The organism is Hydrogenophaga sp. (genome assembly GCF_031426985.1).
Lineage (GTDB): Bacteria > Pseudomonadota > Gammaproteobacteria > Burkholderiales > Burkholderiaceae_C > Hydrogenophaga.
Map to the genome: position 1 here is coordinate 1 of NZ_JASJOY010000079.1, position 9,630 is coordinate 9,630.

Annotated in this window: 10 protein-coding genes and 1 other RNA gene; 3 read left to right on the top strand and 8 right to left on the bottom strand. The window is 65.4% G+C overall.

From position 1 onward, the window contains the following. The 3 genes from RMP09_RS10330 to RMP09_RS10340 all read right to left on the bottom strand — a co-directional run. A partial coding sequence (locus RMP09_RS10330; RefSeq protein WP_310565897.1) for a glutamine synthetase beta-grasp domain-containing protein occupies positions 1 to 937 on the bottom strand: 937 nt, incomplete at its 3' end. Positions 938 to 1,211: 274 nt separating this feature from the next. Continuing rightward, positions 1,212 to 2,024, bottom strand: a complete 813-nt coding sequence (locus tag RMP09_RS10335) for a molybdopterin-binding protein (RefSeq protein ID WP_310565898.1) — start codon at positions 2,022 to 2,024, stop codon at positions 1,212 to 1,214. Next, complete coding sequence (locus RMP09_RS10340; protein ID WP_310565899.1) at positions 2,021 to 2,923, bottom strand: EI24 domain-containing protein; 903 nt, start codon at positions 2,921 to 2,923, stop codon at positions 2,021 to 2,023. The genes RMP09_RS10335 and RMP09_RS10340 overlap by 4 nt, the downstream gene beginning before the upstream one ends. A 96-nt stretch (positions 2,924 to 3,019) precedes the next feature. On the opposite strand from RMP09_RS10340, the gene RMP09_RS10345 reads away from it, so the two are divergent. Both RMP09_RS10345 and RMP09_RS10350 read left to right on the top strand, forming a co-directional pair. Further along, on the top strand, positions 3,020 to 3,850 hold the full coding sequence (locus RMP09_RS10345; protein WP_310565900.1) for an alpha/beta hydrolase: 831 nt from the start codon (positions 3,020 to 3,022) through the stop codon (positions 3,848 to 3,850). Between the two features lie 457 nt (positions 3,851 to 4,307). Further along, positions 4,308 to 5,039, top strand: coding sequence for a DUF2726 domain-containing protein (locus RMP09_RS10350; protein ID WP_310565901.1), 732 nt, complete (start codon positions 4,308 to 4,310; stop codon positions 5,037 to 5,039). 21 nt (positions 5,040 to 5,060) lie between these two features. On the opposite strand, the gene RMP09_RS10355 is transcribed toward RMP09_RS10350, so the two are convergent. From RMP09_RS10355 to ompA, 5 genes are all read right to left on the bottom strand, one after another. Continuing rightward, positions 5,061 to 5,798: a 16S rRNA pseudouridine(516) synthase gene (locus RMP09_RS10355; protein ID WP_310565906.1), complete on the bottom strand. Its 738-nt coding sequence runs from the start codon at positions 5,796 to 5,798 to the stop codon at positions 5,061 to 5,063. Positions 5,799 to 5,893: 95 nt separating this feature from the next. Next, positions 5,894 to 6,270: a transfer-messenger RNA gene (ssrA, locus tag RMP09_RS10360) on the bottom strand. A gap of 13 nt (positions 6,271 to 6,283) precedes the next feature. Further along, positions 6,284 to 6,958, bottom strand: a complete 675-nt coding sequence (locus RMP09_RS10365; RefSeq protein ID WP_310565902.1) for an HAD-IA family hydrolase — start codon at positions 6,956 to 6,958, stop codon at positions 6,284 to 6,286. Further along, entirely contained in the window at positions 6,955 to 7,662 is a 708-nt protein-coding gene (gene ubiG, locus RMP09_RS10370; RefSeq protein ID WP_310565903.1) for a bifunctional 2-polyprenyl-6-hydroxyphenol methylase/3-demethylubiquinol 3-O-methyltransferase UbiG, read from the bottom strand. Before ubiG ends, RMP09_RS10365 begins: the two co-directional genes overlap by 4 nt. A 69-nt stretch (positions 7,663 to 7,731) precedes the next feature. Then, positions 7,732 to 8,403, bottom strand: coding sequence for an outer membrane protein OmpA (ompA, locus tag RMP09_RS10375; RefSeq protein ID WP_310565904.1), 672 nt, complete (start codon positions 8,401 to 8,403; stop codon positions 7,732 to 7,734). 260 nt (positions 8,404 to 8,663) lie between these two features. Between ompA and RMP09_RS10380 the strand changes: the two genes are divergently transcribed. Beyond that, on the top strand, positions 8,664 to 9,630 hold a 967-nt coding region (locus tag RMP09_RS10380), incomplete at its 3' end, for a DNA gyrase subunit A (RefSeq protein ID WP_310565905.1).

Below are 9,630 nucleotides of genomic sequence, written 5' to 3' on the forward strand. Positions count from 1 at the left end.
CGTTCAGGGCACGGGCGTGCTTGATGATGCCGCCGATGTAGTACAGCGCGAATTCCGACAGACCGGCGTAGCCGTTGCCTGCAAACAGGTTCTTGCCGTCTTTCCAGATGGACTGGTGCACGTGCATGCCGGAACCGTTGTCACCGTGGTAGGGCTTGGGCATGAACGTGGCGGTCTTGCCGTACACGTTGGCCACGTTCTGGATCACGTACTTCTGCAGCAGGGTCCAGTCGGCACGCTCGACCAGGGTCGAGAACCTGGTACCGATTTCGCACTGGCCGGCGCCGGCCACTTCGTGGTGGTGCACTTCCACCGGCACGCCAACGGCTTCCAGGATCTGGCACATCTCGTTGCGCATGTCCATGGTGCTGTCCACGGGCGGCACGGGGAAGTAACCGCCCTTGAGGCGCGGACGGTGGCCACGGTTGCCGCCTTCGAGCTTGGCACCGCTGTTCCAGGGGGCTTCGTACTCTTCGATCTGGTAGAAGCTGTGGCCGGGTTCGTTGCTCCAGCGCACTTCGTCGAACAGGAAGAACTCGGGTTCCGGACCGAAGAAGGCGGTATCGCCCAGGCCGGACGCCTTGAGGTAGGTCTCGGCACGCTTGGCGATGGAACGCGGGTCGCGCTCGTAGGCCTTGCCGTCGGTGGGCTCGATCACGTCGCAGACCAGCACCAGGGTGGTTTCTTCGACGAAGGGATCGACGAACGCGCTGCTGGCCTCGGGTGCGAGCAGCATGTCGGAAGCCTCGATACCCTTCCAGCCGGCGATGGACGAACCGTCAAAGGCCTGACCTTCTTCGAACTTGTCTTCGCCGAACTGGGACACCGGGATCGTAATGTGCTGCCATTTGCCACGGGTGTCGGTGAAACGGAAATCAACGAACTTGACGTCGTTGTCTTTCACCATCTGCATCACGTCTGCGACGGTCTTGGCCATCAAAAAGCTCCTGTAGCTGGGTGGGTAAAAAATCGATTGACGGGTCGGATCAAGCAGCTTCTATGCCACCAGACAGCCTGTCGCGTGCCGCGAGGGCGGTGCGCGGCGCACACCGCTGTCGATTATCGCCCAGCGCCCATGCCCCAAGGCAGGGCCGGCACCGGCGCCCGGCGGTTGGGTGCGGGCCGACCGGCCAGTGTCCTGGGCGTCATCCGCAGCGACCGCACAACCATGGTGCATTCATGTTTGAAATGCACAATTTCAGTGCAACCCATCAACGCACCAATTCAGGGCCCAGCTGCGCACGGTGCGCGTGCAGGCCGGCTAGGAGCTGGGCAAAAGCGACGGTCACCGCCTCGGGTGTGCCTTTGACGCCCAGTTCGATGTGGCGCCCGTATTCCGGGTGGTCCACACTGGGCAGGCTGAAAACCTTCACCGGGTGCTCGCGCTCCACCGCCTCCATCAGCGGCGTGAGGGTGGCCTCCAGCGCGCCCATCACCACCACCGACCGTTCCTGCCAGGCGCCACGCTGGTGCCAGGCGGCGTATGCGGTGTCCAGCAGGTGCTCGATCATGGGCCAGGCCATGACCGGAAAGCCGGGCACAAAATGCACCGTGCCGCCCCCCGTGCCGCTGCAGCTGAAGCCCGGGATCTTGTTGTAGGGGTTGGGGATGATGCGCGCACCCACCGGGAACACCCCCATGTTGAAGCGGTGCACGTTGTCGGGCCGGTCAGGGTCGTAAGCCTCGCCCCGTTCGGCGGCGAGGTCGCGCATGCGCTGCTCGATCAAGTCCCGCGCCTCGGGGTGCAGGGCGAGTTCGGCGCCCAGGGCGGCCGCCGCGCACTGGCGCGTGTGGTCGTCGGGCGTGGCGCCGATGCCGCCGCAGGAAAACACCACATCGGACGACGCAAAGGCGTCGCGCAGTGCAGCGGTGATGCGCTCGCGCTCGTCGCCCACGCAGCGCGACCAGGCCAGTGACAGCCCGCGCGCCTGCAGCAACTCGATGACCTTGGGCAGGTGCTTGTCGGCCCGCTTCCCGGAGAGGATTTCGTCGCCGATGATGATGAGTCCGAACGCGGGTTTCATGGGGCGGCGGGGGGCGGCAAAGAGGTGGAGGGCCCCTGAGCGAGGGGGTCCTGCTCAGACGCAGGCGCGTCGATCACATCGGACGCGGCCGAGCCGGCTGCTGGCGGCGACGCCCGCAGCGCCTGCAACGCCGCCAGGGTGTAATGCGCGAACCACAACGAGGCGAACGCGAACACCAGGGTGTAGATCCAGATCGCCACCGGCACCAGCAGCGGCGCCAGCGCGATGAACATGGCCCCCGATGCCCACAGCAGACTGGGGGCTGCGCCCAGATAACCGCTGAGCACCCCCATGGCCAGCAGGCTGCCCCGGTGCGCCTTCAGGATGGCCTTGCGTTCGGGCGCACTGGCGTGCAGGGCCAGCGCATCGAAGGCGAACACGCGGTAGGTCAGCCAGCCCCAGATCAAGGGGGGCAGGATCAGCACCAGCGGCGGCACCAGCCACAGCGGCATGGACACCAGCAAGGCCAGCACCGCCAGCAAGGTGGAGCCCAGCGACCAGAACACACTGACCAGCAGCGAGCCTCCGCGCTTGAGCTCCATCTGCGCAAATCGGCGCTGCCCGACCAGGTCGACCATGGCCGGCGTCATGAACGCGGCGACCAGCAGCAGGCACAACAGCACGATGACGGGCGTGGCCAGCACCAGCACCAGCAACGGCGCAAACACGGTGCGCAGCGACGACATGCCCAGGCGCTCGAGCCAGCCCAGCAGGGTCTGCACCATTTCATAGGCTTCGAGCCAGGCGGTGACGGACGCCACCGCCGAGTCCCAGAAGAAGTACCCCAGGCCGAAAGACAGCGCCACCATCAGCACCAGTGGCAGGAACGACAGCGCGATCACCCGCGGGTGCATGCAGTACGCCACGGCGCGCCAGAAGGAATCGAACAGCAGGCTCATGGCGGGAGAATACCCCTTTCCTCCTCGCCACATCCGCCACGCCCGGCCGGACTCGGGCGACAGCCAGGGCCTGCCGACGCCACTACCATGCGGCGAATGCAAAGCATTCAGATCGATGGCATCCGGCTAGAAACCGCGCACATCCCCGGACCGGCCGACCGCGCGCCGCTGCTCTTCCTGCACGAAGGCCTGGGCAGCGTCGCCATGTGGCCGCAGCGCGGGCGCAACTGGCCGCAGGAACTGTGCGCCGCCACCGGCCGCGCCGGCTGGCTGTATTCACGGCGGGGCTACGGCCAGTCCGACCCGGTGGCCGACGTGCGCGGCACGCCGCGCCAGAACGGTGCATGGCACATCGGCCGCCACGAACCCGACTACATGCACATCGAGGCGTTCCAGGTGCTGCCGCGCCTGCTGCAGGGCCTGGGCATCGAGCGGCCGGTGCTGATCGGCCACTCCGACGGTGCCAGCATCGCGCTGCTGCACGCCAGCCAGCACCCCGTCAGCGCCTGCGTGGCGATCGCACCGCACGTCTGGGTGGAAGACGTGGCGCTGCAAGCGATCGCCGCCGCGCGGGACCTGTACCGGGCCAGCGCAGCCCCCGACACCGACGGCAAAGGCCTGCGCCAACGCCTGGCGCGTTACCACGCCGACGTGGACAACGCCTTCTGGCAATGGAACGATGTCTGGCTCAGCCCCGCGTTCCGGGCCTTCGACATCCGGCTGGACTGCCGCCTCATTCATGCACCACTGCTCGCGGTGCAGGGCGAAGGCGACGAATACGGCACGCTGGAACAACTGCGGGCAATCGCGCTGGCCGCGCCGCACGCCCGAACGGTCGCCCTCCCCGCCTGCGGCCACAGCCCGCACCGCGACCAGCCCGACGCGCTCACCGCTGCCATCGCGCCCTTTCTGGCCGCACTGCCGTAGACAGCACACCCCACCCGGCACCGGGGTGGGCGCCCCCCTGTTTGCGGGATGTACGCCCGACAGGCCTGTGGGCAGAATCCAGGGCTTTTGTCTTCCGGACCCCACATGCACACGCCCACCCCCACCCTGGAGGCCCTGGTCCGAAGGATCCAGGACAACCGCATCGGTCGCCGCCGGGCGCTGTGGCGGCAGGGTGCCATCACCACGGTTTTGCGGGGCTGCACACCGTCGTCCATCACAGGCCACTCCAGCCAGTGCACGGACGGCCGGCGGCCGGCCTGGGGAAGGCTGCTCTGATCTGTCCGCCGGCCCGGCGGGCCCCCGCCGGACGACAAACCGAGAACAATTCACGCTCCCGACCGATCAGCGGTGCCCGATCCACAGCCAGCGGTGCACCAAGTCAATACACTTTGATACATATCCGGCCGTTTTCCCAACGGCCGCGCCCCACGCCCACATGACCTCCTGGAACGACCCTTGGTTGCTCACCGCCTTGGTACCCGCTTTGCTGGTGCTGGGCGCGCTGCTGCACCGTGCCTGGGCAACCCGTCAGGCGCGTGAGCAACGCCGCATCCCCAAGCACTGGCCGCTGAGCACCCGCGCTCTGGTCAACAGCGAAGAAGCCCGCGTCTGGCACTGGCTGGCCCGCGCCTTCTACGACCATCACATCATGATCAAGCTGCCGGTGACGCGTTTCACGCTGCCGCGCGACAGAGAACAGGGCATGCATTGGTACCGGTTGCTGGGTGGGGTGTACTGCACCTTCACCATCTGCAAGGCCGACGGCAAGGTGATCGGCTGCCTGGACGTGCCCGGCAAGAACGCACTGCCGCGCAGCACCCGCATGCTCAAGCACTCGCTGCTGACCCAGTGTGGCCTGCCTTACTGGGTGGTCCGCTCCAGCAGCCTGCCCACCGTGGCCGAAATCCGGGCCGAGTTTCTGGGCGAATCCCCCACCGCACAGAGCATGCGCGAGCGCGAGCAGGAGGAGCGCGCCATCATCGCCGCACAGGCCAACCTGCGCTCGGCCATCAGCCGCCAGCGCAACATCCGCCACAGCGACTTCAGTCCCCTGTCCAACTGGCCCTCCAGCACCACGGGCGACTCGCGTACCAGCGACTTCGGTTCGCAGTGGCAGGACAACTCCTTCCTGGTGCCGCTGGACAGCCGCAAGGGCGATCTGCTCTGATTCGCCTGTCGATCCACGCGATCAGGCTGCCTGCTTCTCTACCAAGGCACGCACTTCGTCCGCGCTCAGCCACCGCCACTGGCCCGGCGGGAGCGAATCGTCCAGTGCAAGTCCGCCGATGGACGAGCGGTGCAGCCCTTCCACCCGGTTGCCCACCGCGGCCACCATGCGTTTGACCTGGTGGTACTTTCCCTCTGTCAGCGTCAGGCGCAGGTGCTGCCCGGTCACCGCCTCGGCCGCCTGCGCACGCACCGGGCGCGGATCGTCGTCCAGCACCACACCTTCGAGCAGGCGCGCGATCTGGCGCTCGTCCAGCGGATGCTTGACCTGCGCCTCGTACACCTTGGGCACATGGTGGCGGGGCGACGTCAGACGGTGGATGAACTTGCCGTCATCGGACAGCAGCAGCAGCCCCGTGGTGTCCTGGTCCAGGCGGCCGACCGCCTGAACCCCAGCCGCCGCACCGCCGCCGCGCGTGCGCAAAGGCGCCGGCAACAGGGTGTAGATGCTGGGGTAGGTGCTGGGTTTTTGCGAGCACTCGGTGCCCGCAGGCTTGTTCAGCAACAGGTAAGCCAGCCGGTGGTAGGCCCAGCGCTCGCCCTGCACCCAGAACACCAGCCCCTCTTCTTCCAGCACCTCGGTCGGGTCCACGCAGGGCCGTCTGTCCTCGCCAATCTGCACCAGCCCCTGCTGGACCAGACCGCAGCAGACGCGTCGAGTGCCAAACCCCTGAGAAAAAAGAATCTCCTGCAATTGCAGCATGCCAAGTCACTTCTTAGAACCGACCTGCGAAATGGTCGCAAACCAGTAAAAAAGCCCCGAAGCTTTGATGGCTTCGGGGCTTTTTTGATAGGTGGTGGAGCTGGGGGGATTTGAACCCCCGTCCGCAAGCCTTCTTCGCGCAGTTCTACATGTGTAGCCGTCTGATTTGGATCTCGCCCAGTGCGTCGCGCAGCGGCACGCTACGCATCAGGCCAGTACCCTTGAATCTCGCACATCACCAAGGTACCCGGTGACATGCCAGCCGATATGAATTCCCTTGCAGCCTGGACAGTCTTGCGACCGCCCTTGCCCAGCCTATCGGCCTGCTGTTGCAAGGCTCACCGGATTAAGCGGCGAGTGCGAAACGTTCGTCGTTTGCAGTTAGTTTTTTTCTGCGGTTTTACGAGGTGACAGAACCTCGACATGCCCTGCTGCGTGCCCGAACCCACGTCGAAACCAGTGCAGCCCCTGAACACGGGAGTTTAAGGCAGTTGGAGCAATTTCAAGACCTCCAGCGGCGAATTCACCTCGGCGTCCGCCGCCCAGTGCCCAGTTTCCCCGCTTTCGCCCAGATAACCGTAGCGCGCGGCCACGGTGAACATGCCGGCGGCGCGTCCGGCCACGATGTCGCGCTCGTCATCGCCCACATACAGGCAGGCCGCAGGCGCCGCCCCCAGACGCCGAGCCGCTTCCAGCAGCGGATCGGGGTGTGGTTTGGCCCTGGGCAACGTGTCGCCGCAGACCACCGCCCCGGCTGGCGCCAGCGTGGGCAGCCCCGCCAGCACCGGGGCCGTCAGACGCTGCGCCTTGTTGGTGACGATGCCCCAGGGCAGGCGCATGCGTTCAAGCGCGTCCACCAGTTCGGCCACGCCATCAAAGCAGTCTGTGCTGTGCAGCAGGCATTGGGTGTACTCGTGCAGAAACTCCTGCCTGAAAACGTCGTAGCGTTCGTCGTCCGGCGTCAGGCCGAATGCGATCCGCAACATGCCGCGCGCACCTGCGCTGGCATGGGGGCGGTAGCCCGCCATCGGCAAGGCTGGCAGGCCACGGGCGGCCCGCATGCGTTCGGCTGCCAGGGCCAGATCGGGCGCACTGTCCACCAGAGTGCCATCCAGATCGAACAGCACCGCCTGCACGGCAAATGCGGGCCGCTTCATGCCTTGCGGGTGGCCAGCAGGTAGTTGACGCTGGTGTCGCCGCTGAGCCAGTACCGGCGCGTGATGGGGTTGTATTCCATGCCCTGGGTCTGTGCCAGCTCCAGGTCGGCCTGGCGGCAATAGGAGGCCAGCTCACTGGGCCGGATCATCTTGGCGTACTCGTGCGTGCCTTTGGGCAGCATCTGCAACAGGTATTCAGCTCCCACGATGGCAAACAGAAAGGACTTGGGGTTGCGGTTGATGGTGGAGAAAAACACCCAGCCACCGGGCCTGACCAGCTGCGAACACGCCCGCACCACCGAAGCGGGATCGGGCACATGCTCCAGCATCTCCATGCAGGTCACCACATCAAACGAGGCTGGCGCTTCGGCTGCGAGCGCCTCGGCACTGACCTCACGGTAGTGCACGCCGGACGTGCCCGCCTCCAGCGCGTGCAGCTGCGCCACCTTCAGCGCCTTGGTGGACAGATCGATGCCCGTTACCTGAGCACCCTTGCGGGCCATGGAGTCGGACAGGATGCCACCACCACAACCCACATCCAGTACGGTCTTGCCGGCCAGCGCGGCCAGGCCGTCGATCCAGTTCAACCGCAACGGGTTGATCTGATGCAAGGGGCGGAACTCGCTTTCGGGGTCCCACCAGCGGTGGGCCAGATCGGAAAATTTGGCCAGTTCGGCCGGGTCGGCGTTCACGGTAGGGTTCATGTTTCGATTATCGCCAGCGCATAAAAAAACCGCGCCGAAGCGCGGTTTTTTTCAAGCGATCCGGAGGAATTACTTGTTGGTGCGGGTGCCGACCACTTCGACTTCCACGCGACGGTTCTTGGCGCGGCCTTCCTTGGTGGCGTTGTCGGCCACAGGTTGGTCCATGCCCTTGCCTTCGGTGTAGACGCGGTTGCTTTCGATGCCCTTGCTCACCAGGTAAGCCTTGACAGCTTCGGCGCGCTTGTTGGACAGGGCTTGGTTGTAGCCAGCCTTACCGGTGGAGTCCGTGTGACCCACAGCGATCACCACTTCCAGGTTGATGCCCTTGACCTTGTCGGACAGATCGTCCAGCTTGGCCTTGCCTTCGGGCTTGAGCACAGCCTTGTCGAAGTCGAAGAAGGCATCGGCAGCGTAGGTCACCTTGGTGGCGGCCGGAGCGGGTGCGGGCTTCGGGGCCGGAGCGGGAGCCGCAGCAGCGGGAGCCGGAGCAGCGGCCGGTGCCGGTGCGGGAGCAGCGGCCGGTGCCGGTGCAGGAGCGGCCTTGGGCACGATGGCGCCGTCGCAGCCCTGGGCGGCGGTGGCGGGGGTCCAGTTGGCATCGCGCCAGCACAGTTCGTTGGTGCCGTTCTTCCACACCAGGTTGGAAGAAGCGTCGCGCCAGTTGTCGATGGTCTGGGCGCCGGCAGCCGAAGCCATGGCGGCGGTTGCAATCAGCATTGCCACTTTGTTCAGTTTTTTCATGGTTTTCCTCGTAATGAACCCCGGGGGGCTGGATATCAACAATGACGCTTGAAGTGACCACCACTCAAAACGTTGAATTTATTGTGCCACAAGCATGTGTGCAGCCGCCTTGGCGGGCTGGTCCTCGGCGACACCACTTTAGACCTACTGCCCGGCTTCGTTGTGGATGAACAACATGTTGCGCGCGGCGGCGTGCTGGCGGCCGCCCACTAAAATGTCATGTTGCCTTTCTGTTTCATCCCGTCACGCCGCCTCCACCCATGACCCAGTTCGCTAAAGAGACCTTGCCCATCAGTCTGGAAGAGGAGATGCGCCGCAGCTACCTCGATTACGCGATGAGCGTGATCGTGGGGCGCGCCTTGCCCGATGCGCGCGACGGCCTCAAGCCGGTGCACCGGCGTGTGCTGTTCGCGATGCACGAGCTCAACAACGACTGGAACCGGCCGTACAAGAAGTCGGCCCGTATCGTCGGCGACGTGATCGGTAAGTACCACCCGCACGGCGACAGCGCGGTGTACGACACGATTGTGCGAATGGCGCAGGATTTTTCATTGCGTCACATGTTGGTGGACGGCCAGGGCAACTTCGGATCGGTGGACGGCGACAACGCCGCCGCCATGCGTTACACCGAAATCCGCATGTCCAAGATCGCGCACGAGATGCTCGCGGACATCGACAAGGAGACGGTGGACTTCGGCCCGAACTACGACGGCTCGGAGAAAGAACCGCTGGTGCTGCCGACCCGCCTGCCCAACCTGCTGGTCAACGGCTCGGGCGGCATCGCGGTGGGCATGGCCACCAACATCCCGCCGCACAACCTCAACGAGGTGGTGGACGCCTGCCTGCACTCACTCAAGAACCCGGACTGCACCATCGACGAGCTGATGGAAATCATCCCGGCGCCGGACTTCCCCACCGGCGGCATCATCTACGGCATCAACGGCGTCAAGGACGGCTACCGCACCGGCCGCGGCCGCGTGGTGATGCGCGCCAAGTGCCATTTCGAGGACATCGACAAGGGCCAGCGCCAGGCGATCATCGTTGACGAGATCCCCTACCAGGTCAACAAGAAGACGCTGCAGGAGCGCATCGCCGAGCTGGTGCACGAGAAGAAGATCGAAGGCATCAGCCACATCCAGGACGAGTCGGACAAGTCCGGCATGCGCCTGGTGATCGAGCTCAAGCGCGGCGAAGTGCCCGAGGTGGTGCTGAACAACCTGTACAAGC